The sequence below is a fragment of the Rhizobium esperanzae genome, from assembly GCF_002204185.1.
GTDB classification, from domain to species: Bacteria; Pseudomonadota; Alphaproteobacteria; order Rhizobiales; family Rhizobiaceae; genus Rhizobium; species Rhizobium esperanzae.
This window is the reverse complement of record NZ_MXPU01000021.1, coordinates 59,233-76,922: the sequence shown is the minus strand read 5'-3', so window position 1 is coordinate 76,922 and position 17,690 is coordinate 59,233. Positions and strand designations below refer to the sequence as shown.

Genomic DNA, 17,690 nt, shown 5'->3' with positions numbered 1-17,690 from the left:
GCCCCGGCTGCGCCTTGCTTCAATCCTTGTCCCGATAGGTCGCGCCGAGGGCGGCGAGCGTCCGCCAATAGGCGGGGAAGGTCTTGCCGACACAATCGGGGTCGAGAATGGTGATGCCATCGATCTTCAGGCCGGCGAGCGCAAAGCTCATGGCGATGCGGTGATCGGCAAAGGTGTCGATCTCCGCCGGCAGCGTTTGACCGGCGAGAGCAGGATCGGAATGGACGATCAGATCGTCTCCCTGCTCGACGGCCAGGCCTTTGCGGATATTGTTGAGCCCGGTCGACAGCGCACGGATGCGGTCGCATTCCTTGACGCGCAGATTGGCGATCCCGACGAAGCGGACCGGCGTCTCGTTGAAGGCGGCAAGTACGGCGATCGTCGGAACGGCATCCTGCATCTGCGAGCCATCGATTTCAGCCGGCAGATGCGGGAACTTGGCGATCGTATCGTAGGCCTTGGCATCCGGCTGGGTGAAGGCATCGTTCGGCACGCCGAGATCGATCCTGCCATCGCTCAGCACCTCGGCGGCCCAGAGGTAGGTCGCGGCGGATGCATCCGGCTCGATGACGAAATCGGTGGCGCGGTAGCCGGTCGGCTCGACGCGCCAGGTGACGGGGCTGATCTTTTCGACCTTGGCGCCGAAGGCCTTCATCGCCGCCGTGGTTAGATCGATATAGCCAAGCGCGCCGATATCCTCGCCGACGAGTTCGATGTCGACGGGACGGTCGCCACCGGCCGCCATCATCAGCAGCGCCGAGACATATTGGCTGGACAGTCCGCCATCGATCAGGATCCGGTCGGCCTCGAAGCGGCCCGTGCCCCGAACGGTGACCGGCGGACAGCCGGTCTCGGCGCTCACGTCGATGCCGAGCTTGCACATCGCCTCGACCAGCGGGCCGATCGGTCGCTTGCGCATGTGCTCGTCGCCGTCGACGATGACGGTGCCGTCGACGAGAGCCGCAGCCGCCGTCAGGAAGCGCGTGGCCGTACCGGCATTGCCGAGGAAGAGCGGCGCCTTCGGCGGCGTGAGCCTGCCGCTGCCGGTGACGACGAAGGTGGTGTCATCGGGCTCATCGATCGCGACCCCCATGGCGCGCAGCGCATCGGCCATATAACACGTATCGTCGCTCTTCAGCGCGCCGGTCAGCCGGCTCGTGCCCTTGGCAAGGCCGGCGAGCAGCAGGGCGCGATTGGTGATCGACTTCGAACCCGGCGGCATGGCGCGGCCCGAAAGCGGCTTGCCCGGCGGGATGATCGTGAGTTTGGCTGTGCGTGTCATGCTGTGCCTTCCGTCCATGAGCGAGGCTAAAGCGCGTCGCCGTCTGCCCTTGCTCTTAACCGCTTTCTCGCAAAGGCAAAATGCCGGATCCTCAGAATTTGACGCTGGGAACGGCGCGATCGGTCTCATTGGTGATCTCAAAATACTCCCGCTTGGCAAAACCGAACTGGCCGGCGACGAGATTGGAGGGAAAGCTTTCGACCTTGACGTTCAGATCGCGGGCAGCCCCGTTGTAATAACGTCGCGCCATCTGCAGCTCGCCCTCCAGAGTTTCGAGTGAGGCCTGCAATTCGGCGAAATTCTGGTTGGCCTTGAGATCGGGATAGGCCTCGGCAAGCGCGATCACCCGGCCGAGCGCCTGGCCGAGCAGCCCTTCCGCCTGCGCCCTGCCCGCAACATCGCCCGATGGCACGGCCTGCGCCTTGTTGCGGAGCGCAACCACCTCTTCGAGCGTCGATTTCTCATGGGCGGCATAACCCTTGACCGTCTCGATCAGGTTCGGGATCAGGTCGGCGCGCCGCTTGAGCTGGACGTCAATGCCCGACCAGGCTTCCTCCGCCATCTGCCGGGAACGAACCAGCCCGTTGTAGATGAAGACGATGTAAAGCGCGATGACGGCGACAATAGCGAGTATCACGTACATGCAGATGAGCTCCCCGATTTGATGAACGCAGGTTAGTGATTCGGCATGGGAAAGTCATCTTGGCGAAACAATTCTTCAGCCGGTTTGGCGAGACTTGGATGGATCTTGCGCTGACTAAGCGGTTATCAGCCAATCCGGAGCATAGGGATCCATCTTCTGGCTCTCTCGCCAGAGATGGAAGCGCTCCGTCCAGCGTTGCTCGACGTTGAGCGCGACGGCAAACGGCAGATAGTGCTCGTAGCATTCGACCGACATTGCCGGACCGTCAATTCCACCGCGCAGATAACGGTTCAAAATGAGCATGTTATGCTGGATCTTCCGCTGCTTCGGAGTGGGCATGCGGAGCATTGCCAAAACGGCAACAATGCCGGCAATGTGCACCAAGATCGCCATTAGATATGGCCACTGCTCGCTGATCACCTCAGTCGTGCCGATATAGACAAGTGCAACAATCGCCACCATCGGAAGACCCACTATCAAACTCATCGCCTGTTTGAACTGCTCGAAGGTGCCGGTGGCCACGGGAAACCGCTCTGGATGGCGGACCATCGCAACCACGAGAAAAACAGTGAGCAATAACCCTGAGATGGCCGCGGAAAAAAGAAAAAGGCCCGAGAAAGAGGCGACGGCAATGGCGAGAGCCAAAATGGCGGCTGCAGCCGCCAAGCTCCACTGATCTATGCCTCTGATCTTCTGATATTCCTCAGTGATTGTTCTGTGCAATTCATCTCTCACATCAGGCCGGGCATTTTTAACTCTGCGCCGATCGCCGACAGACGGTTCCTTTGCAATGCCGCCGAATACCAAGCGCGTCGCAGCCGGAAGATCATACCATTTGGCGCGACCCGCCTTGCTCTTCCTTCGGTCTTGCTTTGCCAATAGGTCCGAAGCCTCGGCATCCTCACCCAGGCTGGAAATGCGAAGCGTCCGCTTGACTGCGAGATGGCAGACAGACGCCATGAAGGCCGCTTTTGCCGCATCTGGCTTCCAATTCAAGAAAAGATAGGCTGCCAGAGCGGGGGATATGCTTTCCGTCACTTTGGTGTCGACAGTTATTAATGGTGCAGGCATAAGCCATGACGGTCGAAATTTGAATATAGCGACCAGACCGACGATAAGCGGCCCTAAAATGCTGAGGAATGGGAGAAAGTGATCGGAAAGCCATAACTGTACCCGCTTGCCGCTCGTGACTGTCACAAAGGTGCCTGCGGGATATTCAATCTCGATATCCGGCAAGACTCGATCCTCTTTACCTGCTGGAATTGACACCAAGATCTCATTCGGTGCGCTGCGCCTGAGGTCATAGGCGGCCGCCCGATTCTGTTGCGCGGGCCGTAACGTTCCGCCCGGCGGCAGCTTCAAAGTAAGCGTTTTTTTCGCTGCCTGGCCGTGCACGCGGCCCATATAGGCCGGCAGGAAGAGAATCTCGTGGTCGCCTTCCTGACGAACGAGGCGTCCGAGCCAATAAGCGATCTGGATCTTTGTAAGGCCGGTGGGCAGATCTGCAGAGCAACTTTTGCAGTGCTCCGCCCCTATATAAATCGAGCGGCCCGGCACATTATGTTCCCGGGAATAGTATTCGTCTTCTCCGTCACGCCGAGCTGCGGCAAGTTTGAAATCTCGCCAGTGAGCACCACCCGACGCATCCGTGAAACGTTGAGGGATATCAACGTAAACACCACCGTAATTTACCGCCCTCTTGACCAGGATGTCGAAACTTTCGGACACAAAGGCGGTGCCGTCGGTGGAGACTTCGATCGTGGTGTTTGCCGACTGAACGGCGAACTCATTTTCAAAATCGCTGCACGAGGTCAGCAGGACAAGAACTGCGCATGGTGTCAGCCATGATAACAGCCGCGACACACGGGCTGCGCAGTTTTCAAACGCTATTTTAAAATAAAGAATACCGCTCTTCAAAAGACAGACCGAATCTATACCTGATCGAAACAGCGATAAGATAGTGGTCGAGCGGTTCGCGTAAAAGAAGCGCAGTCGCGGAAGCGGTGATTTTTTCGAGTTGCTTTTACGCCGACTCTTTCGAGAAACTGACGCGGCCGGGGTCGGTCAGCAGGAAGGGTTCGCGCGGGCCTTGGCTCATCCGCCAATCCCTGGAACGAGGTCAATGTTTGTGCAAAGACTACGCAGTAATCCCAGCTTTCATCAAACACCGATCTGCGCGAGAATTCGGGCCGCCGTCTGCTCCGGCAAAAGCTCCGTCGTATCAATGACGACCGTCTGTTCAGCCAGTCCGCGCAACAGTTTGTAGGTCGCCCGGAGCTGTTGCAGCTTCGCCGTATCCGTCAGCTTGAGCGCCTCGGACCGGCCGGGAGAGATGAGGCGCCTGGCATTCTCCTCCGGCGCGCAATCGAGCAGAACCGCGACCAGATCCGCGCCTCTGGCGACAGCCAGATCGACATACCAGGAGAACATCGCACCATCATGCTCGTCATCCGCAAGAGCATCGGTAAAGACGAAGCTTTCAGCCGGATCGACGCGCACAGCATGGTCGAAAACCGCCCGCCGAACTTGCTCGCGCAGCGACGCATGCAGAGGGTTGCTGCGGGCGAAAAGAGCTTCGGCCGGATTAAGCAACGTGTGGTTGTCGATGAGCCGCGCGCCGAGCCTTCTCGCGAGCAATCGGCCGACGGTCAGCTTCCCGGTGCCTGGCCAGCCGTTGAGATGGACTATACGGCTGGCAGGCTTTTGCGTCATGCCGCCTCTTTCGACAGGTTGACGCCGCCGGCGTCGGTCAGCAAAAAGGCTTCGCCGCAGGCCTTGGCGAGCGTGCGCACCCGCAGGATATAGCTCTGGCGCTCGGTGACCGAGATGACGCCGCGAGCGTCGAGCAGGTTGAAGACGTGGCTGGCCTTGATGCACTGGTCATAGGCCGGGAAGACGCATTTGTGCAGGCGCTGATTGTCGCTTTGACCGGCGGCGCCGGCATCGAGCAGCGCCCGGCATTCCTTCTCGGCATCGACGAAGTGGCGATGCAGCATCTCGGTATTGGCGAATTCGAAATTGTGACGCGAATATTCCTGCTCGGCCTGCAGGAAGACGTCGCCATAGCTGATCTCCTCGTCGCCCTCGCGGCCGTTGAAATTCAGATCGTAGACATTGTCGACGCCCTGGACATACATGGCGAGGCGCTCGAGACCATAGGTCAGTTCGCCCGCGACCGGCGCGCATTCGATGCCGCAGACCTGCTGGAAATAGGTGAATTGCGAGACTTCCATGCCGTCGCACCAGCATTCCCAGCCGAGGCCCCAGGCGCCGAGCGTCGGGCTTTCCCAGTCATCCTCGACGAAGCGGATGTCGTGCAGCAGCGGATCGAGACCGATCGCCGCCAGCGAGCCGAGATAGAGTTCCTGCAGGTTAGGCGGGTTCGGCTTCAGGATGACCTGATACTGGTAATAATGCTGCAGCCGGTTCGGGTTCTCGCCATAGCGGCCGTCCGACGGGCGGCGCGAGGGCTGGACGTAAGCGGCCTTCCAGGGCTTGGGGCCGAGGGCGCGCAGGGTGGTGGCCGGGTGGAAGGTGCCGGCGCCGACTTCCATGTCGTAGGGCTGCAGCACCGCACAACCCTTGTCCGCCCAGTAGCTATGCAGGGTCAGGATCAGCGCCTGGAAGGAGCGCTTCGGGTTCATATGGTCTGGGATAGCTGACATGGGATGGCACCGCTGGCTTGGGAATTATCGGCGCGACAGGTGCCATGGAGGGCGGCAGGGGTCAAGGGTTTTGCGGGGGCGGCGACGCTGTGTGGTGACGCAAGCGGAGTTTCGCCGCCCTACCCATCCTGTATTTCGCTGGGCGGTGCCGCATATCCCTTCTCCCCAGCGGGGAGAAGATGCCGGCAGGCAGATGAGGGGGTGAGCTGCGATAGGAGCGAATGCACGGCGCGCAAGCGAGGCAATCAATGGCGTGCCGTACGGCCTCCCTCATCAGACCCTTCGGGCCACCTTCTCCCCGCTGGGGAGAAGGGAGAATTGAAGTCTATTCCTCATCTCGCTTCAGCCGATACTCCCCCGTCACCGGGTCCTTGACCAGGGTGCCGATTGCGCCGGTCTGGCGTTCCTTTTCGGCGCGGCGCGATTTTTCGGTGAGCTTGCGGGCATCGGAGACGAAGCGGCGGTAGAGCCACCAGGCTGAGAACACCAGGATCAGGATCGTGATAAGCTGTGCCATGCCCCTTTCTTGCTCCTCTCAAAGCCCGAAGCGGCTCCACAATGCTCTCTCTTCGGCCGCTTCGACAAGTCCCGTTGCGAGACCTGACCCCGCGCCCTCGAGTGTAACAGGCGATACGCCGGGTATGCGGCGGCCGAAGAGGCCGCGGCCGGCGGTGACGAGTTCCAGCCGGGTCTTCTGGCCGTAGCGCCGCTTCAATTCCTGGCGCATGTCGCCGAGGCCGTCGATGAGGCCAAGCTCGAGGCCGCGCGTACCGCTCCAGAACAGGCCGGAAAACACCGTCGCATCATCCGTCAGCTTGCCGGCGCGGCGCTCGCGCACCATTGCGATGAAGACCTGGTGGATTTCGAGCTGCAGGCTCTTGAGGTACTCGATATCCTTTTCCTTTTCCGGCTGGAACGGATCGAGGATCACCTTGTTTTCGCCCGCCGTATAGACGCGGCGCTCGACGCCGATCTTCTTCAGCAGTTCGGGAAAGCCGAAACCGCCGGAGACGACGCCGATCGAGCCGACGATCGAGGTGGCGTCGGCGATGATCTCGTCGCCGGCAAGCGCGATCATATAGCCGCCGGAGGCGGCGACATCCTCGACGAAGATCAGAACCTTCTTCTTCTTCTCGCGGGCAAGCTCGCGGATGCGGGTGAAGATCAGCCGGGACTGGACCGGCGAGCCGCCCGGCGAGTTGATCGCAATGGCCACCGCCGGCGCGTCCTTCATGGCGAAGGCCTTTTCCAGAACCGGGGCGACATTTGCGAGGTTGAGGGTCGGCCGGAACTGGCCGCCGCCGGTGATGATCGCGCCCTGCAATCTGACGACCGGGATGGTGACGCCATCCTTGCGGAACCGTTTCGGCAGCAATTTTCTCAAGAATCCGGCCATTTCCCATCCTTCGCTTCGGGTCGCCCGATCGTCATCTGCGATCGGCATCCATGTATGCGCTGGAACGACAAACGCAATGGCCGCGTTTGCAAAACATCCAGGATGATTTTTCTTGTTGCGAATGACTTGCATTATCATTCTAATTCGGCATAGTGCAAGGAAGATAAACAGGTGGAAATGGCATGGACGCCCTCAATCCCAATGCAACAAACGGCTGGCGGCACGAACGCGGAGAGGCGTCGCTGTCGGATGTCTACCGCACCGTCGGAACCGGGCGTCACAGCTCGAGATGGCGCAGGGCGGCGGCCTTTGCCGGGCCGGGCTATATGGTCGCCGTCGGCTATATGGACCCCGGCAACTGGGCGACCTCGCTCGCCGGCGGCTCGAAATTCGGCTATGCGCTGCTCACCGTCGCACTGCTTTCCAACCTGATGGCAATCGTCCTGCAATCGCTCTGCGCGCGTCTGGCGATCGCCTCGGGCCGCGACCTTGCGCAGGCCTGCCGCGACGCCTATCCGAAATGGGTTTCGGTGCCGCTCTGGGCCTTTGCCGAAATTGCCATCATCGCCACCGACATCGCCGAGGTGATCGGCACCGCGATCGGCCTCAACCTGCTGATGGGCATTCCGCTCGAACTCGGCGTTCTCATCACTGCGCTCGACGTTTTCGTGATCCTTTTCCTGCAGAAGCTCGGCTTCCGCTGGGTGGAAGCCTTCATCATCGCGCTGCTCGGCGTCATCGCGCTCTGCTTCGGCGTGCAGATACTGCTTGCCGACCCGCAATGGGCCTCCGTCATCACCGGCTTCTTCCCGACCACCGAGATCGTCACCAATCCTGAGATGCTTTATCTGGCGCTCGGCATTCTCGGCGCGACCGTCATGCCGCACAATCTCTACCTCCACTCCGGCATCGTGCAGACGCGGGCGTACGGCCATACGGTTCCGGAAAAGAAAGAGGCGCTGACCTATGCGACGATCGACTCGACGGTCGCTCTCTGCTTCGCGCTGCTGATCAATGCCTCGATCCTGATCCTGGCCGCTGCCGCCTTCAATGCGCATGGCAGGACCGACATCGTCGAACTCGGCGAAGCCCATTCGCTGCTATCGCCGCTGCTGGGTCTGGCGATCGCGCCGACGCTGTTCGGCATCGCGCTTCTGTGCTGCGGCCTCAACTCGACGGTGACGGCGACGCTTGCCGGCCAGATCGTGATGGAAGGTTTCCTCAAGATCCGGCTGCAGCCATGGGTGCGCCGGCTGATCACCCGGGCGATCGCCATCGTGCCGGCGGCAATCGTCACCATCTGGTACGGCGACCAGGGCACGGCGCAGCTTTTGATCCTCACGCAGGTGGTGCTCAGCCTGCAGCTTTCCTTCGCCGTCTTCCCGCTCGTGATGTTCACCGCCAGCAAGGCCAAGATGGGCGAACTCGTCGCACCGCGCTGGCTGAGCGGCATCGCCTATGTAATCGCGGTCGTCATCGCCGGGCTGAACGTCAAGCTGCTCTTCGACTTCGTCACCGGCTAGCGTTTGACGATCGAAGCCTGGCATAGGCAGCCCGGCCATTGTTGAAATCATCGATGAGAGGGGAGAACTTGTGGCTCCCCTCTTCGTGCATGATGAGGGCCGCGCGCAGCGACAACCGCGCCCGCGAACCCTTGATCGCCGTCACCAGGATACGGACTGCATTTTCACCCGGGCGCGGATGGATGGCGGTGATCTCCATGCCGCCGAAACGCCGGCCGCAGGCATCGATGATCTCGGCGATCGACTGGGGTCTGGCGATCAGCGACAATTGTCCGCCCGGGATCATGATGGCGCCGGCCGTGCGGATCCAGCTTTCGAACAGGCCATCGGTCATCGCATGGGCTTCGGCCTTCAGCGCATCCGGCGTGCGGCGGTCGCCGGCATCGTTGAAGGGCGGGTTCATGATCACGTGATGGAAGCTTTCATCGACAAGGCCGGCATCGTTGCGCGCCTTGGCGGTCAGCGTCACATCGGCCTCGACGACACCGAGGCGGCCGGCGAGATGGGCATTTTCCGGCAACAGGATGCTGCGGCGGGCATAATCGGCCATTTCGGCAGAGCGCTCGAAGAGCACCACTTGCGCCTTGGCAAGGCGCGAGGCGACGGCAAGGCCGGCAGCACCGGCGCCGGCGCCGAGATCGGCAACCCTGACCGGGCGATCGTCGGCGACGAGGGCGGCCAGCAGCATCGCATCCATGCCGGCGCGATGACCCCTGCCCTTCGGCTGCACCATATGAAAGGCGCCGCGATGGAATGCATCGATGGTTTCAGCGGATCCGCCGGTCATCGCCCGCTCACGTCCTGTCGCGCAGCTCGCCGCCGAGGCCGGCGTCGATCAGGATGCGGCGGGCCTGGTCGGCCATGTCCTCATCCACCAGCAGGCGGCGCGGCAACATGCCGAGCGAGCCTTCCAGCACGCTCATGCCCTGATCGGCGATGAAGCAGTGAATTCCGGCATCCTTCATCAGGCTCTCGGCAAAGGAGAGCAGAACGGGATCGTTGGCGCGGATAAGTTCATGCATTTGCCGTCATTTTCCTTCCAATTTCGGCTAACGCGACAATTCACCCCTTGCCGCGTCCATCGCCCCTTTCTATTGTCAGATGCAATGAGTGAACAGGAGTCCGGGTCGTTGGGCGTGGTCATACCGCTTGAAGAAAGCAAAAACAAACTGGCATCCATCAAGCCGTTGGTCGATCTCACCCGGGCTGACATGGAGCGGGTGAACCAGCTCATTCTGTCCAAGGCCGGCTCCGACGTGCAGATGATCCCCGAAGTGGCCAACCATCTGATCTCATCCGGCGGCAAGCGGCTGCGCCCGATGCTGACGCTGGCGGCCGCCTCGCTGTTCGACTACCGCGGCGAAAACCACATCAAGCTCGCCACTTCGGTCGAATTCATGCATACGGCGACACTGCTGCATGACGACGTCGTCGACGAGAGCGACCTGCGCCGCGGCAAATCGACGGCGCGGATGATCTGGGGCAACCAGGCAAGCGTGCTGGTTGGCGACTTCCTGCTCGGCCAGGCCTTCCGCATGATGGTCGACGTCGGCTCGCTCGACGCGCTCGATGTTCTCTCGTCTGCCGCCTGCGTGATCGCCGAGGGCGAAGTGCTGCAGCTTTCCGTCGCCAAGAACATGGAGACGACGGAGGACGATTACCTCTCCGTCATCCGCGCCAAGACGGCCGCCCTCTTTGCGGCTGCCGCCGAAGTCGGGCCGATCGTCGCCGACGCCGGCCGCTCCGGCCGCAACGCGCTGAAATCCTACGGCATGAATCTCGGCCTCGCCTTTCAACTCGTCGACGATGCGCTTGACTACGGCGGCAAGGCCGCCGATCTCGGCAAGAATGTCGGTGACGATTTCCGCGAAGGCAAGATCACCCTTCCCGTCATCCTCGCCTATCGCCGCGGCACCACGGAGGAGCGCGCCTTCTGGCGTGATGCGATCGAGGCCGGCAACAGCAGCGACGCCAACCTGGAAAAAGCGCTCGGGCTGATCACCAAATACGGCACACTCAGCGACACGATCGGCCGGGCGGTCCATTACGGCACGATCGCGCGGGACGCGCTGGCGCCGCTTCCCGATACGATATGGAAATCCGCCCTGATGGAAGTGATCGACTTCTGCATCGAGCGCGTCAATTGATCGAACGCCGCGATCGAGGCTGATTTTCTTGCAGCGCCGCTCCAAAAAAGCCATCCTGTTATGAATCAGTGATGACGACTGATTTGCGACCGGCAGCGGCCGGACGCTCTCGAAGAAAGGTTTTCTAATGCGGCAGAGAATTGCCATCCGTCTTCTTACGAGCGCAGCGCTGACGGCTGTCCTTTCGCTCGGCGGCATCGCCGGCGCGAGTGCCGAAGATGCGGCCAAGGCGGGCGATGCCGGCAAGGCCGAGAGCTTCTTCGATGCCGATAGCGTCACCACTTTCTCCGGCGCCTTCCTCGCCGCGCGCACCGCCGATGTCGATCACGATTACGAGACCGCAATCGCGCTCTACAAGAAGGCGCTGCAGATCGAGCCCGGCAATCCCGAAATCCGCCAGCGGCTGATGATCTCGCTGCTGCTCAACGGCGACATCAAGGAAGGCGTCAAATACGCCAATGATCTGAAGGGTGATCCCTCGGTCGAGCGCATCACCACGATCGTGCGCGGCATGGATGCCGTGCGCCGCGACGACTACAAGACCGCCGAGTCGATCCTGAAATATAAGGGGCCGAACGATCTCGACCGGATGATGAACGACCTGCTGCTCGCCTGGGCCCGGGTCGGCGCCGGCCGCGGCAAGGAAGCGCTCGCCATGGTCGAGAAGATGAAGGGGCCGGACTGGTTCCGCATCTTCCAGAATTACAATGCCGGCGCCATTGCCGTCGTCACCGGCGACGTGAAGTCGGCCCGCCAGCATCTGAACGACGCCGTGCTCGACAAGGAAGGTGGGGCGACGGCGCCCGACACCTTCATGCGCGCGGTGATGGCGCTTGCCCGCCTCGAAGCGTCACAGGGCAACAAGCAGAAGGCGCTCGACGCCGTGTCGGTCGGCGACAACCTGCTGCCGAATTACGCGCCGCTGAATGCGCTGCGCGACAGCATCGAGAAGGGTGAGAAGCAGGAGCAGCAGGTCAAGACCGCCGAGGAAGGCGCCGCCGGCGTGCTCTTCTCCGTCGGCGGCGCGCTGAACCGCGATGGCGCCGAAGACATCGTCTCTCTCTACCTGCAGACCGCCAATGCGCTCGACCCCAACAGCGCCGATACGCTGGTGCTGCTCGGCGGTATTGCCGAAAAGCAGAACCAGATGGACCGCGCCATCTCCCTCTATAAGAAGGTGCCGGAAGATTCGCCGATGCGGCGCATCTCCGAGCTGCAGCTCGGCCTTGCCCTTGCCCAGGGCGGCAAGGTCGACGAGGCGCGCAAGCACCTGCAGGCGCTGATCGCCTCCGATCCGAAGGATATCCGCAGCTATCTCGCCTATGGCAGCGTACTCTCCGACGCCAAGGACTACGAGGCGATGGCCGCCAATTACGACAAGGCGGTCGAAGCGATCGGGCCGATCCCCGGCCGCGCCAACTGGAGCGTCTTCTTCCAGCGCGGCATCGCCTATGAGCGGCTGAAGAAGTGGGACCAGGCGGAACCGAATTTCCGCAAGGCCCTGGAGCTCAACCCCGACCAGCCGCAGGTGCTGAACTATCTCGGCTATTCCTGGATCGACATGAACAGGAACCTCGACGAAGGCCTCGCCATGATCAAGAAGGCCGTCGATCTCCGCCCTGACGACGGTTACATCATCGATTCGCTCGGCTGGGCGTATTTCCGTCTCAACCGCTTCGACGACGCCGTCGACGAGTTGGAGCGGGCGGCGCAGATCAAGGCCGGCGACGCGACGATCAACGACCATCTCGGCGATGCCTACTGGCGCGTCGGCCGCAAGCTCGAAGCCGTCTACCAGTGGAACCGGGCGCTCGCCTCCGCGCCTGAAGCGGCCGAAATTCCGAAGATCAAGGAAAAGGTCGCAAACGGCCTGCCCGCCGACGACGATGCTAAGGCGGCCGACAAGAAGCAGCCGGATCCGGCGCCGGTCACGCCGCCGCCGGTCGACAAGAAGTCCTGACGGGCGCCACCGATGCCTGAGCAGGGCTTGGCCGACGCTTTCGGCGTCACCGAAGAGGCGCGCGCGAAGATCAATCTCGCCCTGCATGTAACGGGCCAGCGGCCGGATGGTTATCACCTGCTCGATATGCTGGTGACCTTCGCGGATTGCGGCGACCGGCTGGGATTCCTGCCGGCGCAGGCCGACACATTCACCCTGTCGGGCCGCTTCGGCGAGACGCTTGCCGGCGACGGCGGCACCAATCTGGTGATCAGAGCGCGCGACCTCCTGCGCGAGGTTGTGGGCGCCCTCGCCTTCCCCGTTCACATCCACCTCCAGAAGAACCTGCCTGTTGCCTCCGGCATCGGCGGCGGCTCGGCCGATGCGGCTGCGACTTTGCGGGGGCTGATGCGCCTCTGGGGCACGAGATTGCCGGTCGAGGCGCTGGCGGCGCTGGCGCTGAAGCTCGGCGCCGACGTGCCCATGTGCCTCGAGAGCCGGCCGCTGATTGCCAGCGGCATCGGCGAGGAGATCGAAGCCGTGCCCGATCTGCCGGCCTTCGCCATGGTGCTTGCCAACCCATTGCAGGGGGTTTCGACGCCGGAGGTTTTCCGCCGGCTCAAGGCAAAGAACAATTCACCCCTGAACCTCTCCCGGCCGGCCGGCTGGCTTGCGGCAATCGGCGCGGCCCGCAACGACCTGGAGCCACCGGCGCGCGAAGTCGTGCCCGAAATCGCAGAAATCTCGGCGATGCTGCAGGCTGAGGGCGCTCTTCTTGCCCGCATGTCGGGCTCCGGCGCCACCTGCTTCGGGATCTTTGCCGACATGGCCACCGCGCGAGAGGCGGCGGCGGCTCTTCACGAGGCGCGGCCCGACTGGTATTTCCAGGCGACGGAAACGGTTTCGGGAGGCATGTGATGGCAGGTTTGGACGAAAAACGGCCCTTCATCGCCGTTGGCATTGCGGTTCTTACCGTCTCGGATACACGCACCCCGGAGACTGACAAGTCGGGCGATACGCTGGCGGCGCGGATCGCCGAGGCTGGCCACAGGCTGGTCGAGCGCGCGATCGTGCCCGACGACCGGGAGAGAATCGCCGCCCAGGTCAAAACCTGGACCGAGCGGGATGAGATCGACGTCGTCATCACCACAGGCGGCACCGGCTTTACCGGGCGAGACGTGACGCCCGAGGCGCTGGAACCGCTGTTCGAAAAGCGCATGGACGGCTTTTCCGCCGTCTTCCACCGTATTTCCTACGATAAGATTGGCACGGCGACGATCCAGTCGCGCGCCACCGCGGGCGTTGCCAACTCCACCTTCATCTTCGCCCTGCCCGGCTCGCCCGGCGCCTGCCGGGACGCCTGGGACGGCATACTGAAAGCACAGCTCGATTATCGCAGCGTACCGTGCAACTTCGTGGAGATCATGCCGCGCCTGGACGAGCACTTGAAACGCGGCGCACAGAAATAGACCGGCGCTGCCGTTACAGCCGCCGCGGTCGCGCCCTCGAAAATCCGATTCAGACTTTCGGGGCCGACGCGCCGGCGTTTGTCATGTGGCAATGCCCGGCAGAGCCGGCATCGAATCCCAGCTATCACCCGACAGCAGGATGCAGCTTATGCCGTGAACATCCGTGACCACGAGCGTCCAGGTGCCGCTTTTGGCGGCATAGACCTCGAGAACGGCGTTCTGATTGACCAGCCCGACCGCGGTGAGCTTCTCACCAAAATTCCTGTCGAGGAAACTGACGACCTCGGATCGGCCTGCGCAACTGAGCATCGTCTGCGATGCTGCCGAATGCGGATGCGCGATCACCAATGTCGGCAATATGACCGCCAGCAGCCCGCAGATCATACTGCGTACGCCGTCGATCCTACCGCGTGTCATGACACACTCCTTTCGCCGGAAACCCGGCAGAAGAGGAGATTTGCCGACCTGTTCTGCCGTTCACCGGCATTTCACGGCATCCGTTGCGAAGCGCGGCGCTTCGGCGGCGCCATGGGCGAATTATAGCGCGAAATCCGATTGCGCGCCATCTTTGCGCGATGGCGGGACGTAATCACAAAGCGCGCTTACGGCGAGACTAGCCCTTCATCCGGCTGCCGCCACCGACCGGGGTCGAGCCACGGGTCTCGACCCGTCCTTCGGACCCCCGCTTGCGGGGCGAAGGGGATTTGCCGCGCCGGCTTCCTCCATCTCGACGTCGCGTTGGGCACGTCCCCTCGCCTCGTTTTTACGGGAGAGGGTTAGGGTGAGGGGCAATCTCTCGGACAGCGTCGATGCAGGGATGGCATTCTACCGCGCAGCACGCGCCACCCAGGAAGGAATCAATTCACTTGCGAGTTTGCGCGGCTTCTGCCCCTTGGCGAAGTCGGCAACAGGCATACCGCTTCTGGCGGCGGCGAGCGCCAGGTTCTTCGGCATCAACAGCCCGAGCTCCAGCGGCGGCCGGGTGCGGGCGACGCGCTGGAAGAAGGGGCGCCGATAGCCGCGCGACGCGGTAAAGCGCGCCGGCGTCTTGTTCAGCGCCATATATTCGGCGATCTCATCGATCCAGCCGGCCTGCGGCCTGGCGCCCGGCTCGACGAAGAGCAGCCATTCGCCGCGGGCGGAGCGAACGATGTCTTTGATATCCCACTGTGAATGGAAACGGCAGCCGGCGGCGTCGGCGACCCGCGAGGTGCCGTCGCGCGAGCCGTGATCAAGCACGATCACATCGCTGACGAGCCCTTCCACCGCGCCTGCCACCAACACCGATAAGGTCTGCGCCAGTTCGGATTCCTGATCCTGGCATTCGAGAACAACCGTCAACATCGATTATTCATAATGCGCCGCACAATTTTTTGCCAGCACCCTTTTGCGCATTTTGTTCTTGCATTGTTCTCATTTTGCCGATAGGAATTTAATCATCAAAACGGGTGGAGGCAACGGCCTTCCGCCGTGGGAGAATCCGATGAGAGAGCAGTCCCTGGCAGGGCAGGCCGCATTCGCGCCTGCCAATACGGCAGATATTGCCGATGCGATGATCGTGTCCTCCGGTCTCAGGGTCGAGGCCGACCGCCGGCGCGGGCGCGGAGCCGGATTGAATCCAACAGGACGGTTCGAAGCGCTGCAGCGGGAGACCTTCGACGACGGCTGGCAGACGCTGGAAGAGCTGCCGCCGTTCAAGACCGAGGTGCAGATCGAAAAGCCGCGCACCGCGATTACCCGCAACGAATCGCCGGATCTTTCCTTCGACCGCTCGATCAATCCCTATCGCGGCTGCGAGCACGGCTGCATCTATTGTTTCGCCCGGCCGACCCACGCCTATATGGGGCTTTCGGCAGGGCTCGATTTCGAGACGAAGCTCTTCGCCAAGCCCGACGCGGCGAAGCTCTTGGAGCGGGAGCTCGCCAAGCCAGGCTACAAGGTACGGGTGATCGCGATCGGCACCAATACCGACCCCTATCAGCCGATCGAGAAGGAATGGCGCATCATGCGCGGCATCCTCGAGGTGCTGAACAAGGCGAACCATCCGGTGTCGATCGTCACCAAATCGGCAATGATCCTGCGCGATCTCGATATTCTCCAGGAGATGGCCGGCAAGAACCTGGTGCGCGTCGGCATCTCGGTCACCACGCTCGACCGCAAGCTTGCCCGAGCGATGGAGCCGCGCGCCGCCACACCGCCGCGACGGCTGGAGACCATTCATGCGCTCTCGGAGGCAGGCATCCAGACTGCCGTCATGGCCGCTCCGCTGATCCCGGCGCTGAACGATCACGAATTGGAGCGCATCCTCGAATCGGCCAAGGCTGCCGGCGCCGCCGAGGCGAGTTATGTCATTCTCAGGCTGCCGCTCGAAGTCAGCCCGCTCTTTCGCGACTGGCTGCTGCAGCACTATCCCGATCGTTACCGGCACGTGATGTCTCTGGTGCGGTCGATGCGCGGCGGCAAGGATTACGACGCCGAATTCGGAAAGCGCATGAAGGGCGCCGGCCCCTATGCCTGGCAGATCGCCCGGCGTTTCGAAATGGCGGCGAAGCGCTTCGAGCTGACGCGGCGCAGTGTGCCGCTGCGCGACGATCTGTTCGTGCCGCCGGATGGCAGCGGCGTACAGCTGTCGCTGCTCTGATTTTTTAAGCTTGCGCATCGGCTGCTCAGAAAAACCGCCCTGTTTTCGAGCCCCGAGCGCAATTCCCGCGGATGGCTTTGACCGCCACCATCCGCCGGACCGTCCCCGGCCGCCGCCCTGATCCGGGGACTTGCGGGAAATCGGGTTGGCGTGCGAGGTTCAGCCGCATGAAACGTCGCACGCCACCCGATTCTCCCCTGCTTTTCGACACGGTCCCCCTCGTGCCGGATTTCAAGCTCGAGCTCAAAGCCCGCAAGGCCGGCCACTGGCCGGTCGCCGGCGCCGACGAGGCAGGCCGCGGGCCGCTGGCGGGGCCTGTGGTGGCCGCTGCGGTCATCCTCGATCCGAAGCGCATCCCTGAAGGCCTCAACGACTCCAAGCAGCTCTCGGCGCAGCGGCGCGAGGAACTCTTCGTGCAAATCCTGGCGACTGCGACGGTTTCCATCGCCTCTTCCAGCTCGACCCGCATCGACGAGACCGACATTCGCAAGGCGAGCCTGGACGCGATGCGCCGCGCCATCTGCAGCCTCGCCGTTCCCGCAAGCTACGTGCTGACGGATGGGCTCGACGTGCCGCCCGGCCTCGATTGCCCCGGACAGGCGGTGGTCAAGGGCGATGCCCGTTCCGTCTCGATCGCCGCCGCGTCGATCGTCGCCAAGGTGACGCGCGACCGGATGATGGCAAGGGCTCATAATGTGTTTCCGGATTACGGGTTTGCCGCCCATGTCGGCTACGGCACGGCGCAGCACCGCGCCGGCATCGAGAAACATGGGCCGTGTTCGCTGCACCGGATGAGCTTTAGACCGCTGCGCAAGGGCGAGGACGGTCCTGAGATGGACGAGCTGATCTCGGAATAGGTCACCCAAAGAAAACCGGGCAATGAGAAGCCGGACGAGCACGGTAAGAGGCGCGTAAGGAAAAGAGAGGCCACGGCATCTCTCCGGCGGGGAGAAGGAAGACCGGCTTCCCCGGCCCCCTTGTCCGC

The 17,690-nt window shown here is 62.5% G+C and carries 18 protein-coding genes; 7 read left to right on the top strand and 11 right to left on the bottom strand.

The features are described from left to right. Positions 1-19: 19 nt before the first annotated feature. The 7 genes from B5E41_RS25750 to B5E41_RS25720 form a co-directional block, all read right to left on the bottom strand. The gene (locus tag B5E41_RS25750) at positions 20-1,282 is read right to left on the bottom strand and encodes a 3-phosphoshikimate 1-carboxyvinyltransferase (protein ID WP_088396615.1); all 1,263 of its coding nucleotides are present in this window, start codon (positions 1,280-1,282) and stop codon (positions 20-22) included. A 91-nt stretch (positions 1,283-1,373) separates the two neighbouring features. Further along, entirely contained in the window at positions 1,374-1,925 is a 552-nt protein-coding gene (locus tag B5E41_RS25745) for a LemA family protein (protein ID WP_088396614.1), read from the bottom strand. A gap of 114 nt (positions 1,926-2,039) precedes the next feature. Beyond that, the gene (locus tag B5E41_RS25740; protein ID WP_425350145.1) at positions 2,040-3,842 is read right to left on the bottom strand and encodes a DUF2207 family protein; all 1,803 of its coding nucleotides are present in this window, start codon (positions 3,840-3,842) and stop codon (positions 2,040-2,042) included. Positions 3,843-4,085: 243 nt separating this feature from the next. Beyond that, complete coding sequence (locus B5E41_RS25735) at positions 4,086-4,637, bottom strand: P-loop nucleotide/nucleoside kinase family protein (RefSeq protein WP_088396612.1); 552 nt, start codon at positions 4,635-4,637, stop codon at positions 4,086-4,088. Beyond that, complete coding sequence (locus B5E41_RS25730) at positions 4,634-5,590, bottom strand: glycine--tRNA ligase subunit alpha (protein ID WP_088396611.1); 957 nt, start codon at positions 5,588-5,590, stop codon at positions 4,634-4,636. Before B5E41_RS25730 ends, B5E41_RS25735 begins: the two co-directional genes overlap by 4 nt. 325 nt (positions 5,591-5,915) lie before the next feature. Beyond that, on the bottom strand, positions 5,916-6,107 hold the full coding sequence (locus B5E41_RS25725; RefSeq protein WP_088396610.1) for a hypothetical protein: 192 nt from the start codon (positions 6,105-6,107) through the stop codon (positions 5,916-5,918). An 18-nt stretch (positions 6,108-6,125) separates the two neighbouring features. Beyond that, positions 6,126-6,986 (bottom strand): S49 family peptidase, encoded by an 861-nt coding sequence (locus B5E41_RS25720; RefSeq protein WP_088396639.1) that lies wholly within the window; start codon positions 6,984-6,986, stop codon positions 6,126-6,128. A 182-nt stretch (positions 6,987-7,168) separates the two neighbouring features. Here B5E41_RS25720 and B5E41_RS25715 point away from each other — a divergent pair, with 182 nt between their 5' ends. Then, a complete protein-coding gene (locus tag B5E41_RS25715) occupies positions 7,169-8,509 on the top strand; it encodes an Nramp family divalent metal transporter (RefSeq protein ID WP_088396609.1) in 1,341 nt (446 codons plus the stop codon). On the opposite strand, the gene B5E41_RS25710 is transcribed toward B5E41_RS25715, so the two are convergent. Next, the gene (locus B5E41_RS25710) at positions 8,499-9,296 is read right to left on the bottom strand and encodes a tRNA1(Val) (adenine(37)-N6)-methyltransferase (RefSeq protein ID WP_088396608.1); all 798 of its coding nucleotides are present in this window, start codon (positions 9,294-9,296) and stop codon (positions 8,499-8,501) included. The two genes, B5E41_RS25715 and B5E41_RS25710, sit on opposite strands and share 11 nt — an antisense overlap. Positions 9,297-9,303: 7 nt before the next feature. Continuing rightward, positions 9,304-9,531, bottom strand: a complete 228-nt coding sequence (locus B5E41_RS25705; protein ID WP_064800855.1) for a putative signal transducing protein — start codon at positions 9,529-9,531, stop codon at positions 9,304-9,306. A gap of 108 nt (positions 9,532-9,639) precedes the next feature. Here B5E41_RS25705 and B5E41_RS25700 point away from each other — a divergent pair, with 108 nt between their 5' ends. From B5E41_RS25700 to moaB, 4 genes are all read left to right on the top strand, one after another. Further along, a complete protein-coding gene (locus B5E41_RS25700) occupies positions 9,640-10,656 on the top strand; it encodes a polyprenyl synthetase family protein (protein WP_088396607.1) in 1,017 nt (338 codons plus the stop codon). A gap of 127 nt (positions 10,657-10,783) precedes the next feature. After that, entirely contained in the window at positions 10,784-12,616 is a 1,833-nt protein-coding gene (locus tag B5E41_RS25695; protein ID WP_088396606.1) for a tetratricopeptide repeat protein, read from the top strand. A 12-nt stretch (positions 12,617-12,628) separates the two neighbouring features. Continuing rightward, positions 12,629-13,513, top strand: coding sequence for a 4-(cytidine 5'-diphospho)-2-C-methyl-D-erythritol kinase (locus tag B5E41_RS25690; protein WP_088396605.1), 885 nt, complete (start codon positions 12,629-12,631; stop codon positions 13,511-13,513). After that, positions 13,513-14,064 (top strand): molybdenum cofactor biosynthesis protein B, encoded by a 552-nt coding sequence (gene moaB, locus B5E41_RS25685; RefSeq protein ID WP_088396604.1) that lies wholly within the window; start codon positions 13,513-13,515, stop codon positions 14,062-14,064. Before B5E41_RS25690 ends, moaB begins: the two co-directional genes overlap by 1 nt. 81 nt (positions 14,065-14,145) lie before the next feature. On the opposite strand, the gene B5E41_RS25680 is transcribed toward moaB, so the two are convergent. After that, the gene (locus B5E41_RS25680) at positions 14,146-14,481 is read right to left on the bottom strand and encodes a hypothetical protein (RefSeq protein ID WP_088396603.1); all 336 of its coding nucleotides are present in this window, start codon (positions 14,479-14,481) and stop codon (positions 14,146-14,148) included. Between the two features lie 408 nt (positions 14,482-14,889). Beyond that, the gene (locus B5E41_RS25675; RefSeq protein WP_088396602.1) at positions 14,890-15,408 is read right to left on the bottom strand and encodes a glycosyltransferase family protein; all 519 of its coding nucleotides are present in this window, start codon (positions 15,406-15,408) and stop codon (positions 14,890-14,892) included. A gap of 139 nt (positions 15,409-15,547) precedes the next feature. On the opposite strand from B5E41_RS25675, the gene B5E41_RS25670 reads away from it, so the two are divergent. Both B5E41_RS25670 and B5E41_RS25665 read left to right on the top strand, forming a co-directional pair. Next, a complete protein-coding gene (locus B5E41_RS25670) occupies positions 15,548-16,705 on the top strand; it encodes a PA0069 family radical SAM protein (protein ID WP_088396601.1) in 1,158 nt (385 codons plus the stop codon). A gap of 167 nt (positions 16,706-16,872) precedes the next feature. Then, positions 16,873-17,562 carry a ribonuclease HII gene (locus B5E41_RS25665; RefSeq protein ID WP_064809695.1) on the top strand — a complete coding sequence of 230 codons (690 nt, stop codon included), beginning with the start codon at positions 16,873-16,875 and terminating at the stop codon, positions 17,560-17,562. The last annotated feature ends 128 nt before the right edge of the window (positions 17,563-17,690 follow it).